Raw genomic sequence first — 19,251 nt, forward strand, 5'->3', positions numbered from 1 at the left:
TCAACGCACGATCCTCACGCACATCGGCGTGCCAATATCGATGGATCGGCCGGTGTCGGTCAGCCGGCCGGCTGCGGCATCACGGGCGAAAATCGAGATGCGGTCGGCATTCTGGTTGGCCGAGAACAGATGGCCGCCCGAGGGCGTCAGGGCCAGATTGCGCGGCGTGGCGCCGCCGCAAGGCGTATAGCCCACAAGGGCAAGCCTGCCGGTTTGCTGGTCGATCGAAAACACCACGATGCTGTCATGGCCGCGGTTGGAGCCGTAGAGAAAGCGGCCGTCAGGCGAGATCTGGATATCGGCGCAGTGATTGCCGTCGCGCGCCTCGGGCGGCACGGCCGGCTTGCTGTCGATCACCGTAAGCTTGCCTGATCCTTCGTCCAGCGCCAGCGAGACAACCGTCGAATCCAGCTCGTTCATGACGAACACGAAGCGACCGCCCGGATGCAGTGCGAGATGGCGCGGACCCGCGCCTGGCGCAAGCGCCGACTCGGCGAGCTTCGTCAGGCTGCCGTCTGAGCCGATGCGATAGGACACCAGCCGGTCGATGCCGAGGTCAGCGACGATCGCCATGCCGCCGGCAACCGTCTCGGTTACGCTATGGGCATGCGGCCGCTCCTGGCGGGCAGGATCTGGTCCGGTCCCGCTATGGGCAACGCTCGACAACGGCGCTGTCAGGCCGCCATTCTCACCCAACCCATAGAGCACGACCGAGCGATCGGGGCCGCCCTCGCCCATGCCGTAATTGGCGACCAGCAGCTTCGTCCGGTCGCGCGTGATGGTGTTGTGCGCCGTGATGCTGCCCAGCGTCGGCTGCTTGTTGATGTAGGACAGCGTGGCGGTCTGCCTGTCGAAACGGTAGGCCGAGACCACCCCTTCGCGCCAGGTGAACACTTCTGAGTTGGCATAGATGTGGGAGCCGTCCGGCGTCACCGACAGGAAGGTGGGATTGTCGATGTCTCCCGTCTCGGCCAGTTTCTTCGTCTGCAGCGTCCCTTCGTCGAAACTGTAGACACCCAGCCCGATGCCGCGCGCGCCCTGAAAATACGGGGCGTCGCGATTGAGGCTGCCGACGAAAACCAGACAGGCATTCTGCATCACTTCCTCCCTTGTTCCGCCGGCATTGGCCCCGACGGAGCAGGCAAAATTTCGCCTGTTCACGCTTGCAACACAACCCCATATGTGAAAATACTATTCACAAAAGAAGATTGACGGGAGGACCGATCATGCATTTCGCTGGTCTGCGGCGCGCCCTGATGGACGATTCCCGCTCCCAGAGGAAGTCGTCATGAGCGGTTTCGCGCCAACCGTGGGCGTGGCATCGACACACCCCGCCAACATGCCTAGGGATCACGCCGACCTTCCCGTCTGGAACGCGGAGAACTGGTTCTACGAAGACTGGCCGGTCGGCCAGAAGATCCGCTCGCTGCGCCGGACCATTGCCGAGGGCGACAGCCATCTCTTCAACACGCTGGTGCTCGACATCCATCCATACGTGCAGGACCAGATGTTCGCCGAGACGCAAGGCATTTTCGGAAAGCGGCTGGTGGCAGGGGCCTTCGTGTTCTCGGCCGGGCTCGGTCTCGTCGCCACCAATTGCATCAACGCCTTTTCGTATGGCTACGACAAATTGCGCTTCATCAAGCCGGTGTTCATAGGCGACACGATCTATTCGATCCGCTCCAACCTCGACAAGAAGCCAAAATACAAGGAAATGGGGCTGATCCGCGCCAGCTATGAAGTCTTCAAGGGTGAAGGCGAGCTCGTGCTTTATTGCGAGCACCTGCAGACGGTGAAGTACCGCAATCCGGCCGATTTCGCCGGCAAGACGGAGAAATAGGCAATGGCTGCCATTGCCGAACTGCCGCTGACCGGGCTCATCGTTGTCGATATGAGCCAGTTCTTGTCCGGGCCTTACTGCTCGCTGCGACTGCTCGACCTCGGCGCTCGCGTCATCAAGATCGAACGGCCGGACGGCGGCGATCTGTCGCGCCGGCTCTATCTCAGCGACACCGAGATCGGCGGCGATTCCACCATTTTCCATGCGATCAACCGCGCCAAGGAAAGCCTTGCCATCGACTTGAAGGACGAGGCCGACCTTGCGGCGCTGCGCGGCCTGCTGGCCAAGGCCGACGTGCTGATCCAGAATTTCAGGCCCGGCGTCATCGAACGCCTGGGCTTCGATTACGAGGCGGTGCGCAAGATCAATCCGCGCCTGGTCTATGCCTCGATCAGCGGCTATGGCGAGGAAGGCCCGTGGGTCAAGCGGCCCGGGCAGGATCTGCTGGCGCAGGCCCGCTCCGGCGTGATGTGGCTGAACGGCGACGAGGACCAAGGGCCGGTGCCCTTCGGCCTGGCGATCGCCGACATGCTGGCGGGTTCCGCCGCCGCGCAAGGCATCCTCGCCGCACTGGTGCGGCGCGGCGTGACCGGCAAGGGCAGCCATGTCGAGACCAGCCTGCTCGAAGCGCTGGTCGACTTCCAGTTCGAGGTGCTGACCACGCATCTCAATGACGGGCGCCGGCTGCCGCGGCGGTCGAGCTTCCGCAGCGCGCACGCCTATCTCTCGGCGCCCTACGGCGTCTATCCGGCCAAGGACGGCTATCTGGCGATCGCCATGACGCCGATCTCGAAACTCGCCGATCTCCTCGGGCTCGAGGAGCTTGCGCCCTATCGCGACCAGCCGTCGACCTGGTTCACCGCCCGCGACGAGATCAAGGCGATCATCGCGCAAAAGATCGCAACGAAGACGGTCGACGAATGGCTTGCCATTCTCGAGCCTGCCGACATCTGGTGCGCCAAGGTTTTGACCTGGCCGGAGATGATGGCCAGCGAAGGCTTCCAGGTCCTCGACATGCTGCAGACGGTGACGCGCGAGGATGATGTTTCGATCCTCACCACGCGCTCGCCGCTCAGGGTAGACGGCATCCGCGCGAAGGTCGAGCGGGCCGCGCCACGCATCGGCGAGCACAGCGCAAAAATCCGCGCGGAGTTCGGGCTGTGAGCGACGTCACGCTCAAAGGCATGACCTGGAGCCATCCGCGCGGCTATGACCCGATGGTCGCCTGTTCGGCAGTGTGGACGGAACGCACCGGCGTCGCCGTTGAATGGGACAAGCGCTCGCTGCAGGATTTCGAATCCTTCCCGGTCGAGGAACTGGCTCGTGCCTACGACCTAATCGTCGTCGACCATCCGCATGTCGGCCAGATCACCGCCGAGAATTGCCTGGCGCCGCTCGATGTCGCCGGCCGGGAAGCCGAACGTGCAGCACTTACGGCGGGCAGTGTCGGCCGGTCCTTTCCGAGCTACAACTGGCAAGGCCGGCAGTGGGCGTTTCCGATCGACGCGGCCAGCCAGGTGCAGGCATGGCGGCCCGACATGCTTTCGGCTGCGCCGGCGAGCTGGGCCGATGCCCTCGATCTGGCCCGGCAAGGCCACGTGCTGTTGCCGCTCAGGCCGCCGCATTCGCTGATGGTGTTCTACACGCTTGCCGGCAATCTCGGCCGACCCGCCGGTGAAGGCCCTGGCGACCATGTGGATCCGGCAGCGGGCAAGCAGGTCTTCGAGATGATGCGCGAGATCGCAGCCCTCGTCGACCCGGCCTGTCTTGGCATGGATCCGATCGCGGTTCTGGAGCAAATGGCCGGATCCGGCTCGCGGATCGCCTGCGCACCGCTGATCTATGGCTATGTCTCCTATGCCATCGCCGGGTTTCGACCCAACCGCCTGGCTTTCGCGGATATCCCGGCCGCTGGCAATGCCGGCCCCAAAGGCTCGGCGCTCGGCGGGACCGGCATCGCCGTGTCGGCCTTCTCGAAGGCCGGACAGGAAGCAATCGACTTCGCCTACTGGATCGCCAGCGGTGACGTGCAGCGCGGCCCTTACGCCTCGGCCGGCGGCCAGCCCGGCCATGCGGCAGCCTGGGCGGATGCCGCCGTCAACGCCGCCGCCGGCAATTTCTACAAGGACACGCGGGCCACGCTCGAAGGTGCCTGGGTGAGGCCGCGGCACGACGGCTACATGGCGTTCCAGCAGGCGGCGTCCGATCGCATCAATCTCGGCCTGAGCGAAAGGCACAATGCCGCTCGCGTCGTTGCCGATCTCAATCGCCTGTTTCGGGAGAGCCTTTCGACGCAGGTGTCCGGCGTTGCCGGCGGAGGAGCCTGAACAACCGAACGGAGGAGAACATGAACAGCCTGATCCGCGGCCTTATGGCCGCAACCGCACTTGCATCGGTCACGACCATAGCCTGCGCTCAAGACGTTTCGGGCGTGATTGCTGGATTGCCGACCGAACTGAAGGCACAATATGACGGCGCGCCGCAGAAGGTGCTGCCGTCGGCCTGGGATAATTTCACGCCGCCGTCAAAGCCGTGGAAATGGTGCCACTCCGAGTCCTACCAGGGCAATCCGTGGCGCGTCACCGTGACCAAGGAGTTGAAGCGGCTGGTCGACGGCCTGATCGCCGACGGCACCGTGGCGAGCTTCGAGGTGTCGGATTCCAACAATGACGCCAGTCAGCAGATCAACCAGATCCGCGCCTTCATCGACAAGAAATGCTCGATCATCACCTCGATCCCCGGCTCGGCGACGGCGCTGGACGATGCCATCGATGCCGCAGCCAAAGCCGGCATCCCCTTCATCACGGCAGCTGGGTCGGTGACCAGCGCGAATGCGATCAATGTCGATTCCAACTATGCGCGCTGGGGCTACGACATGATGACGGCGATCGGCAAAGCAATGCCGGACGGCGGCAGCGTGCTTCTGGTCGAAGGCATTGCCGGTCACCCGATCGTCGTGCAGGAGCGCCAGGGTGCCGACAAGGCGCTGGCCGAAAATTCAAAGCTCAAGGTCTCGCGCACCGTCAACGGAAATTGGACGGCCAACGTCACCAAGACGGCGGTGCTGCAGGCAATCGCCACCAATCCGGCGCCGATCGATGCAGTGTGGACGACGGGCAGCGAAAGCCGCGTCGTCGCCGAGGCCTTTGCCGAGGCCGGCCGCCCTGCCCCGCTGATCACCGGCTCGATCACCGGCGATGCGCTCGGCTACTGGAAGGCCAATCCCGACAAATACCGCTTCGAAGGCCATGCGGTTCTGCCGCACTGGACGGCCGAGACGCTGTTTCGTGTCGGGGCGCGCATGCTGGATGGGCAGAAGCCCAAGCTCAACACGCTGCTGATCCCGATTCCGCCGGTGCACAATGCCGACCTCGGCGCCTGGTACAAGGACTGCATGACGCCGGACGCCGTCTCGATCTTCCCGGTCCCGCCGAAGGATCCGATGCCGGAGGAATGGCTCGATGCCTATTTCGCCAATCCGGCACCGACCAAGGGCTGGGACTATTCGAAGGTGCCGGACGCCTGCGCCAAGTAGCATTTATGAGGGCCGGCTCCGCACCAGCGGTGCCGGCTTTCTCCATCAGGATTGCTCATGCTGGAAGTCCAGGCCATCTCGAAACGCTACGGCGAAACGATTGCGCTGGCCAATGCCTCCATCGCATTCCGCGCCGGCACGATCCACACCATCCTGGGCGAGAACGGTTCGGGCAAGAGCACCCTGGTCAAGCTGCTGTCGGGAATCGTCCAGCCGGACAGCGGCGCGATCCTGCTCGACGGAGCGCCCTTTACCGGCCTCTCGCCGGCGGCGTTCCAGGGCGTCGGGTTCGCCACTGTGTTCCAGGAAGTGCTGATCGCGCCTGACCGTTCGGTGACGGACAACATCCTGCTCGGCCTCGACGGCCTGCTGACGCGCACCGTGCCGCGCGCCGAGCGGCGGCAACGCGCGCAAGCGGTGCTGAAGCGCTTTGCGGTGACCGAGATCCCGCTCGACCAGTTGGCCGGGCAATTGCCGCTTGCGGTTCAGCAATTGGTAGTGCTCGCCCGCGCTGTGGTCCGCAGCCCGCGCATTCTCATCCTTGACGAGGTTACGGCTGCGCTCGACTTTGCCGATCGCGAGGCGGTCTTTGCCATGATGCGCAAGCTTGCTTCGGAAGGCTGCCTGATCCTGTTCATCACCCATCGCATGGACGAGGTGATGTCGCTTTCGGACCGGATTTCCGTGCTGCGCGGCGGCAGCGTGGTCACGACTGAGGAACGCGGCACGTCCACCGCATCCGAACTTCTCAAGGCAATGGCGCCACGCACGGCGGCGGAGCTGGCGCATGGCTGATCGCGCCAGCCTTTCGGTGCGCGGCCTGGTGATCGCGCCGGGCGCAAGCCCCATGACGCAAACCATTGGGCCGGGCGAGATCGTCGGCCTTGCCGGCCTCGACGGCCACGGACAGGAGCGGTTCCTGAAAGTGCTGGCCGGCCTGGAACGCCCGGCCGGCGGCGAGGTGACCGTCGAGGCGCCAACCGGAGCGCGCGCGATCACCAATTTCCGCAAGGCGGTCGCCGGCGGCATCGCCTATTTGCCGCGCGACCGGCGCACCACCGGCATTTTTCCGACCCAATCGGTGCTCGACAATTTTGCCGTCTCGACGCTGTCGCGCGATATGCGTTTCGGTCTGCTCAGCTTCGCCGCGCGGCGGCAGCGCTATGAGAGCTACCGGGACAGACTGTCGATCATCGCGCCACGGCCGGACGCCCCGATCACCACGCTTTCCGGCGGCAACCAGCAGAAGGTGCTGCTGGCCCGCGCATTGGCGCTGGAACCGGCGATCCTGCTCCTCAATGATCCGACGCGCGGTGTCGACGTGGCGACGCGCCACGTCCTTTATGACGTGTTCCGCAGGCTGGCCGCCGACGGCATGGCGCTGGTCATCCTGTCGAGCGAGATCGAGGAAATCTTGCTGCTTTGCCATCGCGTGCTGGTATTTCGCGAACAGCAGGTCGCGGCCGAAATCACCGGAGACGACATGAAAAGCGATACGGTGATAGCCGCCATGTTCGGACGCGCCGCATGAGCGGGTTGCGGCGCATGGCGGCGCGATGGCGCGGCGCTAGCTTTGCGGCAGTTCTGCTGGTCATCCTGATCGCGGTCAATCTGCTGCTTAATCCGGCGCGCTTCCATCCTGCCGCCTGGGGCGCGCTGATCGGGCTCGCCGCGCCGCTGATCGGCGCAGCGGTCGCCTCGGCTCCGGTGATCCTGGCCGGGCGCGGCGGCATCGACATTTCCGTCGGGCCATTGATGGGCTTCGTCAATGCGATGGTGATCCAGCTGCTGTTTCTCAGGCTTGGCATGTCTTCGCCGCTGGTCATCGTGCCGGCGGCGCTTCTGATCGGCGCAATCGTCGGCGCTGCCAACGGCTTCTTGGCGACCATCGTTCGCATCCAGCCGATCGTTGCGACGCTCGGCACCTATCTGATCCTCACCGGCATGACGCTGACCGTCCTGCCGGCGCCGATCGGGCCGGCGCCGGGCTGGCTGAAGGCAATGGCCGGACCCTGGTCGGCACTGCCGCTGGCGCTGATCTTCCTGTTCTGGTGGCTGGTGCGACAGACGCCTTATTACGACCAGCTGATGGCGGTGGGCAGCGACGACCGCGCCGCCTACACGGCCGGCATTCCGGTGACGAAAGTACGTTTCATCGCCTATGTCATGACCGGCATACTTGCCGCCTGTGCCGGCCTCATGCTGACCGCCCTGATCGGTTCGGCCGACCCTAATATCGGGCCAACCTACACGTTGATCGCGATTGCCGCGGTGGCGCTCGGCGGCGTCAGCCTTGCCGGCGGGCGCGGCGGGCTCGCCGGCGCCGCCATCGGCGCTGTCGACATCTTCCTGCTGCAGAGCGTGCTGACCGCCTTCAACGTCTCCACCTATGTGCTGCAGATCGCCTATGGCGCGATCCTGGTTGTGGCCGTCATCATGACGGCGCTGCAGGAACGGCTCTCGGGAGGGAAAGGCTGAGAAGCATGCGCCAGACCTGGTTCCAATCCACCAATGCCCGCGTCGCCGGTGCCTTTGCCGTCGCTGTCGCCTTGCATCTCCTTGGCACCTTGCTCATCCCGGGTTACTCCCAGCCGTTCGCCATCCGGGCGCTGCTGGTGATCGCCTCGCTGCTGGCGGTGGCATCGATCGGCCAGACCCTCGTCGTAATCCTGGGCGGTATCGATCTGTCGATCCCCTTCATCATCGGCTTTGCCAATGTCGTTGCCGCACAGCTCTACGGCGGCGGCTGGAATTTTGCCCTTGTCTGCGCAGTCGTCGTCGCGCTCGCCATACTGATCGGGGCGCTGAACGGCCTGATCTCGCGCGGGCTCGATATCCACCCCCTGATCGTCACGCTCGGCACTGGCATGATCGTGCAAGGCGCCGTCCTGTTATGGACCGGCGGCTTTCCGTCCGGATCGGCGCCGCAAGCGGTTTCCGCCTTCGTTTCGATCGGCGGTTCGGTCGGACCGCTGCCGGTGCCGGGGCTGGTGCCATGCGTCGCGGTGCTGACCTTGCTGGTGGCGCTGGTGCTGGCGCGCACGCCATACGGCCGCCGTCTCTACGCCCTAGGCAGCAATCCAGGTGCTGCGCCGCTGGCGCTGATCGATCCAGTCCGCATGTGGACCGTGACCTATGCCGCGAGCGCCTTCTTCGCCGCCGCAGCCGGCGTGCTGCTGCTCGGCTTCACCGGCTCTGCCTATGGCGATGTCGGCCAGCCCTATCTGTTCCAGACGATCGCGGCAGTGGTGGTCGGCGGCGCCGCCCTTATCGGCGGCCGCGGCAGCTATTTCGGCACCATTGCCGGCGTGCTGGTGCTGACGGAGATCAACACGCTGCTGATCGGCCTCGGCTTCCGGCCCTCGACCGTGCAGGCGGCACTTGGCCTGGTCATCGTGCTCCTGGTTTCGCTCTACGGTCGCGAGCGGCACGTGTCGGCGACGATCTGAGGCCGCCTTCGTCTTAGCCGCATTTGTGCGACGCCAAGTGATCCCACTTGGCTGCAAAATGCTCTACAAGCTCCAAAGCCGCTTCGCATTGCCGGAGAGCAGCTTTTGCCGTTCATCGATGCTTGCACCGGCGAGCAGCGCATGCGTCGCAGCCACCCAGGTCGCAAGCCCGCCGCCGAGCGTGCAGACCGGCCAGTCGCTGCCCCAGACGACGCGATCCCAACCGAAGCATTCGATGGTGTGCTCGACATAGGGAAGCAGCGTTTCGACAGTCCAGGATCCGGCATCCGCATAGGCGACCACACCGGAAATTTTGCCGACGACGTTCGGGCGCAGTGCAATCTCCGCCATGTGCTCGCGCCAGGGGTGCTCGGCACCACCCTTGATGTCGGGCACGCCGCAATGGTCGAGCACGAATTGCACGTCCGGCGCGAGGTCGGCGAGTGCAATCGCCTTGGGGATCTGGTGCGGCAGAACGACAAGGTCGAAGGTCAGGCCGCTGCCGGCAAGCCGCTTGATGTTTTCACGAAACAGCGCGCCCTCCGAAAGCTCGTCCGGCATGACGTGCAGCACGCGGCGAAAGCCCTTGACGAAAGGATCGGCGCGCTGGCGCTCGAGATAGGCGGCAAAGCCGGGCTCTTCCGGACGGCAGGAGGCAATTGCCCCCCGCAGCAAGCTGGCCTTTTCCCGCGACAGCGCTTTGACACGGCTGGTTTCAGCCTCGATGTCGGCAGGATCGACATCGACCTCCATATGCAATGCGCCCTCGATGCCGGCGCGGCGGGCCTGGACTGCATATTCGTCGTAGGGGAAATCGCGGTTGAGCGCCGGCACGCCGGCCAGCCAGGGATAGCGCAGCGCGGACTGGTCGATCAGGTGCAGATGGGTGTCGAAGATCATGGTGGCGCGCTCCTCCTTGGCGACTTCGAGATCATCTCACGGAGAAATTCTTCATTCAAATAAGAATTCATCTCGATTGCTTGACGGTCGATCCCGCCAGTTGCGACAGCTTTTCGGTCGCTGCCAGCAGCAGCTCAATCGTCCTCGTAATGTCGGGCGCCTTGGGTGCGTTGACCAGGGTTATGTAGGGGATCGACAGCGCGGCGATCGCCCTGCCGTCCGAACCAAGAACCGGTGTCGACAGGTTGAAGACACCGGCGGTCTGCATCGATGCCATCATCTCGTAGCCGCGTTCCCGGATCTGGTCGAGGCGGGCAAAGAATTCCGGCGATTGCGGTGGCTTGTCGGTGCTGCGCAGATGTTCTGAGATCATCATCTGCCGCTCTTCCGGCGGGCGGAACGCCAGCAAGACATGGCCGGAGCCGGTGTCGAACAGGCTGATATGCGAGCCGACGCGAATGGAGATGCCCCAGTAATCCGGCGCTTCCTGCTGTGCGATCACCACCGCGGAACCGCGGTCGAAGACAACCAACTGATTTGCCTGCTGTGTGGTTTCGGCCAGTTCGCGCATCAGCGACGTCGCATAGGAAACCAGCCGGCGCACCGGCGCGTGCAGCTGCGCCAGGCCAAACAGCTTGAGCGTCAGCGAATAACGGTCGCCATCCGGCCGCGTGACGTAGCCGCGCCGCACCAGCCGGTCCAGCATGCGGTAGAACTCGTTCGGGCTGCGGTCGAGCTTCTTGGCGATTTCCGCCTGCGTCAGGCCGCCGTCGACGCCGGCCAGCAGCTCGAGAATGTCGAGCCCCTTGTCCAACGCCGGGGCTCGATAGCGGTCGTCTTCCTCGTCCTCTGCCATTGGGCTTCTCCAGTGAATTTCATCTTTCATATACGCATAACGGCATTGCTTCCGGAAGAACTTTCGGCTTGACGATCCTATAAATGTTTTGTTTGTATATGAATGAAGCTGCCGATCAGCCCTCGCTATGGATCGACGCAGACTCTTGGGAGGATACCAATGACGAAACTGTTTTGCGGCCTGTCGGCCGGCGTAACGCTGCTCGCACTGGGTGCGAGTGCCCTTGCTGCCGACCTGCCCGGCAAATTCGACGGCGTCACCATCGACGCCAAGCTGATCGGCGGCCAGCAATATGAAGGGCTGTACGCGCGCATCGGCGAATGGGAAAAACTGACCGGCGCCAAGGTCAACGTGATCTCGAAGAAAAATCACTTCGAGCTCGACAAGGAAATCAAGTCGGACATCGCCTCCGGCAGCATCAACTGGTGCGTCGGGTCGAACCACTCGTCCTTCGCGCCGCAATATCCTGATATCTACACCGACCTAAACAAGCTGCTGCCGAAGGAGGAGATCGACGCCTTCGTGCCGTCGACGATCAAGGCCTCGACGCTCGACGGCAAGCTGGTGATGCTGCCGCGCGCGCAGTTCGACGTGTCGGCGCTCTACTACCAGAAGAGCCTCTACCAGGACGAAGCCAAGAAGGCCGCCTACAAGGCCAAGTACGGCAAGGAACTGACACCGCCCGACACCTGGGACGAGGTCGCCCAGCAGGCGGAATTCTTCGCCAGCCCGCCCGATTTCTACGGTACCCAGTTCGCCGGCAAGGAAGAGGCGATCAACGGCCGCTTTTACGAGATGCTCATCGCCGACGGCGGCGAATATCTCGACAAGGATGGCAAGCCGGCCTTCAACTCGGAAGCCGGCGTGCACGCGCTCGACTGGTTCGTCAATCTCTACAAGGCCAAGGCGGTGCCGGCCGGCACCACCAACTATCTGTGGGACGATCTCGGCCAGGGCTTTGCCTCGGGCACCGTCGCCATCAACCTCGACTGGCCGGGCTGGGCAGGCTTCTTCAACGATCCGAAGTCGTCGAAGGTCGCCGGCAATGTCGGCGTGAAGGTGGCGCCGAAGGGATCGGCCGGCATTCGCACCGGCTGGTCGGGGCACCACGGATTTTCGGTCACCGAAAACTGCGCCAGCAAGGAAGCCGCGGCATCGCTGGTCTGGTTCCTGACCAATGAGGACAGCCAGAAGCTTGAAGCAGCAGGCGGTCCACTGCCGACCCGCACGGCGGTGTGGGACTGGGACATCCAGCAGGCGGCCAGCGATCCTTACAAGAAGGAAGTGCTGGCGGCTTTCCAGGAAGAGGCAAAGCACGCTTTTGCCGTGCCGCAGACACCTGAATGGATCGAAATCTCCAATGCCGTCTATCCCGAATTGCAGGCCGCCATCCTGGGCGACAAGACCTCCAAGCAGGCGCTGGACGACGCTGCCGCCAAGGCCACCCAGATCCTCGAGGACGCCGGCAAGCTTTGACCATTCTCCCAAGGGGGCGCCGCGCTCATCGAAGAGCGGCGCCCCCGAACTTTTTTACGAACCATGCGCAACACGCTTTGTCTTGATCCCAGCTCGCCGATGGCGGCCTTCGGTGTCCGGGCACCAACCAGAACCGGATCGCCATGAAAGGCTGGAGACCTTCGCCGCCATTGCTGCTCCTGCTGCCGGCGGTGATCGTTCTGGCGGCGGTGGTGGTGGTGCCGCTGCTGCTTTCGCTCTATTCCAGCTTCACGCCGTTCCGGCTGACCAGGCCGGAGACGTTCTGGGTCTTCATCGGCGCGCGCAACTACGTCACCATCTTGACCAGCCGCGCTTTCTGGGTCGCCTTTGCCCGCACCGTGGTGCTGCTGACCGTCGCGCTCAACCTGGAAATGCTGATCGGGCTCGGGCTGGCCCTGCTGGTGGAGAAGGCGTCGCGCGGCCAGCGGATCCTGCGCACCATCATGATGTTTCCGATGATGTTTTCGCCGATCCTCGTCGGCTTCCAGTTCAAATTCATGTTCAATGACAATATCGGCCTGGTGAACAACGCCCTGCAGGGGCTCGGCCTGACCGATCGCGCCATCCCGTGGCTGATCGACGGCAATCTCGCCTTCATCGCCATCCTGATCGCCGAGATCTGGTCGTCGACCTCGGTGTTCGCGATCCTGATCCTGGCCGGGCTGCTGGCGATGCCGCGCGAACCGGTCGAGGCGGCCCGCGTCGACGGCTGCACGCCGTGGCAGACATTCCGCTATGTCACCTGGCCGTTCATCATGCCGTTTGCCTTTATCGCCATGACCATCCGCTCACTCGACGTCGCGCGCGCCTATGACATCGTAAAGATCATGACCGACGGCGGCCCCGCCGGCCGCACCGAACTGGTCTGGACGCTGGTCGCCCGCACCGCCTACAGCGACGCCAGGATGGGAATGGCCAATGCCATGGCCTATTTCTCGATCCTGCTGTCGATCCTGTTCACCGTCTATTTCTACCGCAAGCTCGCCGCAGCGCGCACGCAGATCGCGGCGGAGTGGTGAGGATGGACCAGAACAGCCTGCATCGCGTCGGCAACAAAGCGCTCGGAATCGTTCACGGCATCGGACTGTTCCTGGCCATGCTGGTCATCTGCCTGCCCGGCATCTGGATCGTGCTGTCGTCGCTGCGGCCGACCGTCGAAATCATGGCCAAGCCGCCGGTGTGGATTCCGCAGCAGCTTTCGCTCGACGCTTACATCGCCATGTTCAGCGGCGTCGGCCAGGGCGGCATTCCGGTGCTCGACTACTTCCGCAATTCGCTGATCATCTCGGTGACCTCGACGGTGATCGCCATCGTCATCGGCATGGCCGGCGGCTACGCCTTTGCCCGCTACCGCTTTCGCGCCAAGTCGGCGATGTTCCTCGGCCTGATGCTGACGCGCACGGTGCCCGGCATCGCGCTGTCGCTGCCGCTGTTCTTCGTCTTTGCGCGGCTCGGCATCATCGACACGCATTTCGGGCTGATCCTGGTCTATGTCGCGCTCAACGTGCCCTTCACCGTCTGGCTGACCGACGGCTTTTTCCGCCAGGTGCCGAAAGATCTCGCCGAAGCCGCGCAGATCGACGGCTGCACGCGCTGGCAGGCCTTCTGGCAGGTCGAGTTTCCACTCGCCGGGCCCGGCATCGCCTCGGCCGGCATCTTTGCCTTCCTCACCTCCTGGAACGAGTTCGCGCTCGCCTCGCAGCTGACGCGCTCGATCAACTCCAAGACCCTGCCGGTCGGCCTGCTCGACTATACGGCCGAATTCACCATCGACTGGCGCGGCATGTGCGCGCTCGCCGTGGTCATGGTCATACCGGCGCTCACGCTTACCTTCATCGTCCAGAAACACCTCGTCGGCGGCCTCACTTCCGGCGCGGTGAAAGGCTGACATGGCAACTGTATCCCTCAAGAACCTCACCAAAAGCTATGGCCCGGTGGCGGTGGTGCACGGCATCGATCTCGAGGTCGCCGACCGCGAATTCATCGCGCTGGTCGGGCCGTCCGGCTGCGGCAAGTCGACAACCCTGCGCATGATCGCCGGCCTCGAGGCGATCAGCGACGGGATCATCGAGATCGGCGGCCGCATGGTCAACGACCTGCCGCCGCGCTCGCGCAACATCTCGATGGTGTTCCAGTCCTACGCGCTCTATCCGCATATGACCGTGCGCGAAAACCTCGGCTTCTCGCTCAAGATAGCGGGCGCCGCGAAAGAAGAAATGGACCGTCGCGTCGCCGAAGCGTCCGGCATTCTCGGCCTCGACCAGTTGCTCGACCGCCGGCCGTCGCAGCTGTCCGGCGGACAGCGCCAGCGCGTCGCCATGGGCCGCGCCATCGTGCGCGATCCCGACGTCTTCCTGTTCGACGAGCCGCTTTCCAATCTCGACGCCAAGCTTCGGACGCAGATGCGCACCGAGATCAAGAAGCTGCACGCCAAGGTCAAGTCGACAGTGATCTACGTCACCCATGACCAGGTCGAAGCGATGACATTGGCGGACCGTATCGTCATCATGCGTGACGGTTTCATCGAGCAGGTCGGCACACCCGACGAGGTCTTCCGCCGGCCGCAGACACGCTTCGTCGCGGGCTTCATCGGCTCGCCGCCGATGAATCTGCATGAGGCGGTTGTCGACGACGGACAGTTGCTGTTCGCCAGCGGCGAGAGGCTGCCTTTGCCCAGCCAGTTCAAGGCCAATATCGAGGCCGGCGACAAAGTCGTGTTCGGCCTCAGGCCCGACGACATCTATCCGACCGGGCATGGCATCAGCTCCGGCGAAGACGTCGACGTCCACCAGGTGGAGTTGCCGGTGACCATCACCGAGCCGCTCGGCAACGAGACGCTGGTGTTCGCCGAATTCAACGGCAGCGACTGGGTATCGCGGATGCTCAATCCAAAGCCGCTGAAAGCCGGCGACCGGGTCAAGATGAGCCTGGACCTGTCGCAGGCCCATCTGTTTTCCGCCGAAACGGGCGAGACATTGCGAGGTTAAAATCATGGCAAAGATCGAGAAAATCGAACTGCGGATGGTCGACCTGGTGCCGAAGGTCAAGCGCACCGATGCCATCCAGAGTTTTGTCAGCCAGGAAACACCGATCGTCACCATCACCGACGCCGACGGCGCGGTCGGCACCGGCTACAGCTATACGATCGGCACGGGCGGCTCCTCGGTGATGCGGCTGCTGGCCGACCACCTTGCGCCGCGGCTGATCGGCCGCGACGCCGACATGATCGAGGCGATCTGGCACGAGCTGGAGTTCGCCACCCATGCCACGACGATCGGCGCGATCACGGCAATCGCGCTCGCGGCCATCGACACTGCCCTTTGGGACCTGCGGGCCAAGAAACAGAGGCTGCCGCTGTGGAAGCTTGCCGGCGGCGCCAAGGACCGCTGCCCGCTCTACACGACCGAAGGCGGCTGGCTGCATATCGAAACCGAGGCGCTGGTCGAGGATGCGCTGGCCGCCAAGGCCAAGGGGTTTCGCGGCTCGAAGGTCAAGATCGGCAAGCCGCACGGCTCCGAGGATCTTGCCCGGCTGACGGCGGTGCGCCGGGCGGTTGGAGACTCCTACGAGATCATGACCGACTGCAACCAGGGCTTCTCGGTCGACGAGGCAGTCCGCCGGGCCGAGCGCTTGCGTGAACTCGATCTCGCCTGGATCGAGGAACCGTTGCCGGCCGACGACATAGACGGCCATATCCGCCTGTCGAATGCGACGTCGACGCCGATCGCCGTCGGCGAGTCGCTCTACTCGATCCGGCATTTCCGCGAATATATGCAGAAGGGCGCGTGCTCGATCGTGCAGGTCGATGTCGGCCGCATCGGCGGCATCACGCCGTGGCTGAAGGTGGCGCATGCAGCCGAGGCGTTCGACATACCGGTCTGCCCGCATTTCCTGATGGAACTGCATGTCAGCCTGACATGCGCCGTTCAGAACGGCAGATATGTCGAGTATATTCCCCAGCTCGACGAGCTGACCGGCAAGAAAATGCGAATCGAGGACGGGCACGCGCTGGCGCCGGACGAGCCCGGCATCGGCATCGACTGGGACTGGGATGCGATCAAGTCGAAGAGCATCGCGGAATTCACCATGGCGATAGTGAAGTAGGAGGCGGACATGCAGCGAATGGGAATGGTGCTCGGCCTCAAGCCGGAGAAAGTCGCCGAGTATGTGCGGCTTCACGCTGCCGTCTGGCCGGACGTCCTCAAGATGATTTCCGCCTGCAACATCAAGAATTATTCGATTTATCTGAGGGAGCCGGAGCACCTTTTGTTCAGCACCTTCGAGTACCACGGCACCGACTATGCCGCCGACATGGCCAAGATGGCCGCCGATCCCACGACGCAGGAATGGTGGGCGCTCTGCATGCCATGTCAGGAGCCGCTGCCGACCCGCAAGGAGGGCGAGTGGTGGGCGTCGATGGACGAAGTCTTCCATTATGACTGATGACATTTTCGATCCTGCCTCGCTCTCCCAGGCCTGGGCACAGCCGTCAAAGCCCAAGCCGATCGTGATTTTCGGCGCCGGCTCGATCGTCGGCGATGCGCATTTCCCGGCCTATGGGAAAGCCGGTTTCCCGGTTGCCGGGCTTTTCGACCCCGACCTGGCCAAGGCGGAAGGACTGGCGCAGAAATGGGGCGTCACCGCTTACCGGTCGGTCGAGGAAGCTGCGTCAATCAAGGACGCCGTCTTCGATCTGGCGACGCCGCCGGCCTATCATGCCGGGGTGCTCAGGGCGCTGCCCGATGGTGCGGTGGCGCTGATCCAGAAGCCGATGGGCAGCAATCTCATCGAGGCGACCGACATCCTCGAAATCTGCCGCTCCAAAGACCTGAAGGCGGCGGTGAATTTCCAGCTCCGCTTCGCGCCGATGATGCTGGCGCTCAGGGATGCGATCGCCAAGGGCTGGCTCGGCGACGTGGTCGATTTCGACGCATGGCTGGCGCTGGCGACACCCTGGCAGCTCTGGGAATTCCTGTTGCAGGCGCCGCGCGTCGAGATCACCATGCATTCCATCCATTATCTCGACCTGATCCGGCAATTGCTCGGCGACCCCAAGGGGGTTCACGCCAAGACACTCGGCCATCCCGGCCATAAGGTTGCGCAAACGCGCACCAGCGCGATCCTCGACTATGGCGACACCGTGCGCTGTGCACTGTCGATCAACCACGATCACAAATTCGGTCGAAAACACCAGGCCTGCGAATTCCGCATCTGCGGCACCGAAGGCGCCGCTTACCTCAAACTAGGCGTCAACCTCGACTATCCGCGCGGCGAGCCGGACATTCTCGAAATCTACCCCAAAGGCGGCACGGACTGGATTGCGGTTCCACTCGTCGGCGCATGGTTTCCGGACGCCTTTGCCGGCCGCATGGCCAATGTCCAGCGCTATGCATCGGGCGAGGACGCCGAGCTTGTCAGTTCCGTCGAGGACGGCTGGAACACCATGGCGCTGGTCGAAGCCGCCTACCGATCGAGCGCGGCGCCGGCAACACCGATAGCGGCGAGGCCCTGACATGGAGCAGACTGTCTATTTCGAGGACTACCGGATCGGCTCGTCGCGCGTGACCAGCGGGCGCACGATCACCGAGACCGATTTCGTCGTCCATGCCGGCCATACCGGTGATTTCTTTCCCCACCACATGGACGCCGAGTTCATGAAGACGACGCCGTTCGGGCAGCGCATCGCCCACGGCACGCTGGTGTTTTCGGTCGGCGTCGGGCTGACGGCCAGCGTCGTCAACCCGGTTGCCTTCTCCTATGGCTACGACAGGCTGCGCTTCATCAAGCCGGTGTTCATCGGCGATACGATCAGGACCCGCACCACCATCTCGGCCAAGGAAGACGACCCGAAGCGACCCGATTCAGGCCGGGTCGTCGAGCGCTGCGAGGTGATCAACCAGCATGGCGACGTGGTGCTGGCCGCCGATCACATCTACATCGTCGAGCGTCGCGACAAGCCGAGTTGAGCCTCGACGGATGGCGCTGAAACCTAAAGACAAAAAAACCGCCTTGCGGCGGGTCCTCAGTGCGAATCAGCACCATACCCAAATTAGTAGCATAGCTGCCGGCACAAAGCAAGAACAAAATGTGGCAAACCGGATAAATCGCGACAGGTTGCGCTGCCCTTATCGCCCTGCGAACCCCGACTTGCAGGACTTGGGTTCCTCGGAGCAGGCGGATAGAGGTGGTGCCGACATCGGGAATTGGTCATATCCGGTTGACCGGATATACCGGCTTGCCGCCGCGCAGGACCGATGCGACATCGGCAAACACCTTGTTGCGAACCTCCGCGTAAGACTGGGTCGAGTAGTGCGCCGCGTGTGGACTGACCAGGACGGTGTCCAGCGCCAGCAGCGGATTGTCGGGCGAAGGCGGCTCCCGCTCGAACGTGTCGATGCCGGCGCCTGCCAGATGGCCGCGCCGGATCGCGTCCGCCAATGCGACCTCGTCGACAAGGCCGCCGCGGGCCACGTTGATGAGTATCGCCCCTTCCTTCATCCGCGACAGGGCTTCCGCCGACATGATGTTTCTGGTCTCCGGTGTCGCTGGAACGTGCAGCGAGACGATGTCGGCCCTGGCCAGCAGCTCGTCGAAGCCGACCGGTTCGGCACCACCGGCCGCGATGCGCTCGGCCGGCATATGCGGGTCGTAGGCGATGATGTGGTAGCCGAAGACCCGCGCCCGCTCGGCAGTCAGCCGCCCGATCTGGCCGAAGCCGATCAGGCCGAGGATCTGCCTGTCGGGCCGCGTGATGCCGGCGCCGTCGGTCATTGCAGCCCAGCGGCCGGCGCGCACCGCGCTGTCGAACTGTTTCAGCCTGCGCGTCAAGGCCAGGATCAGGGCCATGGCGTGGGTGCTGACTTCAACCAGATTGGCGTCCGGCACGTAGGTTACCTGAACACCGGCTCGGCTGGCGGCCTCGACGTCGATCGAATCGAGCCCTACGCCGAACCGCCCGATGACCTTGAGCCTCTTCAGTTCCGCCAAAACGCGAGCCGTGATCGGCTCCCGCAATACCATCAATGCGTCGGCGTCGCGGCAGTGTTCGATCAGGGCATCTTCCGTGAGCAGCGTCTTTTCGACAAACTCGGCGCTCAAGCCGTCGAGGTAGCGCAGCTGCTCCTCCTCGACTGACAACACGCCGTCGGTCTTGATGATCTTCATGGCAAACTCT

At 63.8% G+C, this 19,251-nt stretch carries 20 protein-coding genes; 16 read left to right on the plus strand and 4 right to left on the minus strand.

The window, feature by feature from the left end; genetic code table 11:
- Nucleotides 1-1,098 (minus strand): lactonase family protein, encoded by a 1,098-nt coding sequence (locus NKJ28_RS05720; protein ID WP_352634473.1) that lies wholly within the window; start codon nt 1,096-1,098, stop codon nt 1-3.
- 190 nt (nt 1,099-1,288) lie between these two features.
- On the opposite strand from NKJ28_RS05720, the gene NKJ28_RS05725 reads away from it, so the two are divergent.
- Genes NKJ28_RS05725 through NKJ28_RS05760 form a run of 8 tightly spaced genes read left to right on the plus strand, consistent with a single transcriptional unit; the run spans nt 1,289 to nt 8,824 of the window.
- Entirely contained in the window at nt 1,289-1,840 is a 552-nt protein-coding gene (locus tag NKJ28_RS05725; protein ID WP_352455282.1) for a MaoC family dehydratase, read from the plus strand.
- 3 nt (nt 1,841-1,843) lie between these two features.
- Nucleotides 1,844-3,004: a CaiB/BaiF CoA transferase family protein gene (locus NKJ28_RS05730; protein ID WP_352472920.1), complete on the plus strand. Its 1,161-nt coding sequence runs from the start codon at nt 1,844-1,846 to the stop codon at nt 3,002-3,004.
- Nucleotides 3,005-3,024: 20 nt separating this feature from the next.
- Entirely contained in the window at nt 3,025-4,167 is a 1,143-nt protein-coding gene (locus tag NKJ28_RS05735; protein WP_352634732.1) for an extracellular solute-binding protein, read from the plus strand.
- Nucleotides 4,168-4,187: 20 nt separating this feature from the next.
- Nucleotides 4,188-5,375: an ABC transporter substrate-binding protein gene (locus NKJ28_RS05740; protein ID WP_352634475.1), complete on the plus strand. Its 1,188-nt coding sequence runs from the start codon at nt 4,188-4,190 to the stop codon at nt 5,373-5,375.
- A 57-nt stretch (nt 5,376-5,432) separates the two neighbouring features.
- Nucleotides 5,433-6,170 (plus strand): ATP-binding cassette domain-containing protein, encoded by a 738-nt coding sequence (locus tag NKJ28_RS05745; protein WP_352634477.1) that lies wholly within the window; start codon nt 5,433-5,435, stop codon nt 6,168-6,170.
- Entirely contained in the window at nt 6,163-6,906 is a 744-nt protein-coding gene (locus NKJ28_RS05750; RefSeq protein WP_352634479.1) for an ATP-binding cassette domain-containing protein, read from the plus strand. Before NKJ28_RS05745 ends, NKJ28_RS05750 begins: the two co-directional genes overlap by 8 nt.
- Nucleotides 6,903-7,853 (plus strand): ABC transporter permease, encoded by a 951-nt coding sequence (locus NKJ28_RS05755; RefSeq protein ID WP_352634481.1) that lies wholly within the window; start codon nt 6,903-6,905, stop codon nt 7,851-7,853. The genes NKJ28_RS05750 and NKJ28_RS05755 overlap by 4 nt, the downstream gene beginning before the upstream one ends.
- A gap of 5 nt (nt 7,854-7,858) precedes the next feature.
- Nucleotides 7,859-8,824, plus strand: coding sequence for an ABC transporter permease (locus tag NKJ28_RS05760; RefSeq protein ID WP_352634483.1), 966 nt, complete (start codon nt 7,859-7,861; stop codon nt 8,822-8,824).
- A 63-nt stretch (nt 8,825-8,887) separates the two neighbouring features.
- On the opposite strand, the gene NKJ28_RS05765 is transcribed toward NKJ28_RS05760, so the two are convergent.
- The gene (locus NKJ28_RS05765; protein ID WP_352634485.1) at nt 8,888-9,724 is read right to left on the minus strand and encodes an amidohydrolase family protein; all 837 of its coding nucleotides are present in this window, start codon (nt 9,722-9,724) and stop codon (nt 8,888-8,890) included.
- Between the two features lie 67 nt (nt 9,725-9,791).
- Nucleotides 9,792-10,580, minus strand: coding sequence for an IclR family transcriptional regulator (locus NKJ28_RS05770; RefSeq protein WP_352590371.1), 789 nt, complete (start codon nt 10,578-10,580; stop codon nt 9,792-9,794).
- Nucleotides 10,581-10,739: 159 nt separating this feature from the next.
- On the opposite strand from NKJ28_RS05770, the gene NKJ28_RS05775 reads away from it, so the two are divergent.
- The 8 genes from NKJ28_RS05775 to NKJ28_RS05810 all read left to right on the plus strand — a co-directional run bounded on the left by NKJ28_RS05775 (nt 10,740) and on the right by NKJ28_RS05810 (nt 18,043).
- Nucleotides 10,740-12,056, plus strand: coding sequence for a type 2 periplasmic-binding domain-containing protein (locus NKJ28_RS05775; protein WP_352634487.1), 1,317 nt, complete (start codon nt 10,740-10,742; stop codon nt 12,054-12,056).
- 143 nt (nt 12,057-12,199) lie between these two features.
- Nucleotides 12,200-13,096 carry a carbohydrate ABC transporter permease gene (locus NKJ28_RS05780; protein ID WP_023676089.1) on the plus strand — a complete coding sequence of 299 codons (897 nt, stop codon included), beginning with the start codon at nt 12,200-12,202 and terminating at the stop codon, nt 13,094-13,096.
- Nucleotides 13,097-13,098: 2 nt separating this feature from the next.
- On the plus strand, nt 13,099-13,965 hold the full coding sequence (locus tag NKJ28_RS05785; RefSeq protein WP_352634490.1) for a carbohydrate ABC transporter permease: 867 nt from the start codon (nt 13,099-13,101) through the stop codon (nt 13,963-13,965).
- A gap of 1 nt (nt 13,966) precedes the next feature.
- On the plus strand, nt 13,967-15,064 hold the full coding sequence (locus NKJ28_RS05790) for an ABC transporter ATP-binding protein (RefSeq protein ID WP_352634492.1): 1,098 nt from the start codon (nt 13,967-13,969) through the stop codon (nt 15,062-15,064).
- A gap of 4 nt (nt 15,065-15,068) precedes the next feature.
- On the plus strand, nt 15,069-16,181 hold the full coding sequence (locus NKJ28_RS05795; RefSeq protein WP_352575500.1) for a mandelate racemase/muconate lactonizing enzyme family protein: 1,113 nt from the start codon (nt 15,069-15,071) through the stop codon (nt 16,179-16,181).
- A 9-nt stretch (nt 16,182-16,190) separates the two neighbouring features.
- On the plus strand, nt 16,191-16,520 hold the full coding sequence (locus NKJ28_RS05800; protein WP_023676093.1) for an L-rhamnose mutarotase: 330 nt from the start codon (nt 16,191-16,193) through the stop codon (nt 16,518-16,520).
- Nucleotides 16,513-17,589 carry a Gfo/Idh/MocA family protein gene (locus NKJ28_RS05805; RefSeq protein WP_352634494.1) on the plus strand — a complete coding sequence of 359 codons (1,077 nt, stop codon included), beginning with the start codon at nt 16,513-16,515 and terminating at the stop codon, nt 17,587-17,589. Before NKJ28_RS05800 ends, NKJ28_RS05805 begins: the two co-directional genes overlap by 8 nt.
- Nucleotide 17,590: 1 nt before the next feature.
- Entirely contained in the window at nt 17,591-18,043 is a 453-nt protein-coding gene (locus NKJ28_RS05810; RefSeq protein ID WP_352575496.1) for a MaoC/PaaZ C-terminal domain-containing protein, read from the plus strand.
- 241 nt (nt 18,044-18,284) lie between these two features.
- Here NKJ28_RS05810 and NKJ28_RS05815 read toward each other — a convergent pair whose 3' ends face one another.
- The gene (locus NKJ28_RS05815) at nt 18,285-19,241 is read right to left on the minus strand and encodes a C-terminal binding protein (protein ID WP_352634496.1); all 957 of its coding nucleotides are present in this window, start codon (nt 19,239-19,241) and stop codon (nt 18,285-18,287) included.
- Nucleotides 19,242-19,251 lie beyond the last annotated feature (10 nt).

Origin of the sequence: Mesorhizobium sp. M0145 (assembly GCF_040322355.1) — a bacterium.
Taxonomy (GTDB): domain Bacteria; phylum Pseudomonadota; class Alphaproteobacteria; order Rhizobiales; family Rhizobiaceae; genus Mesorhizobium.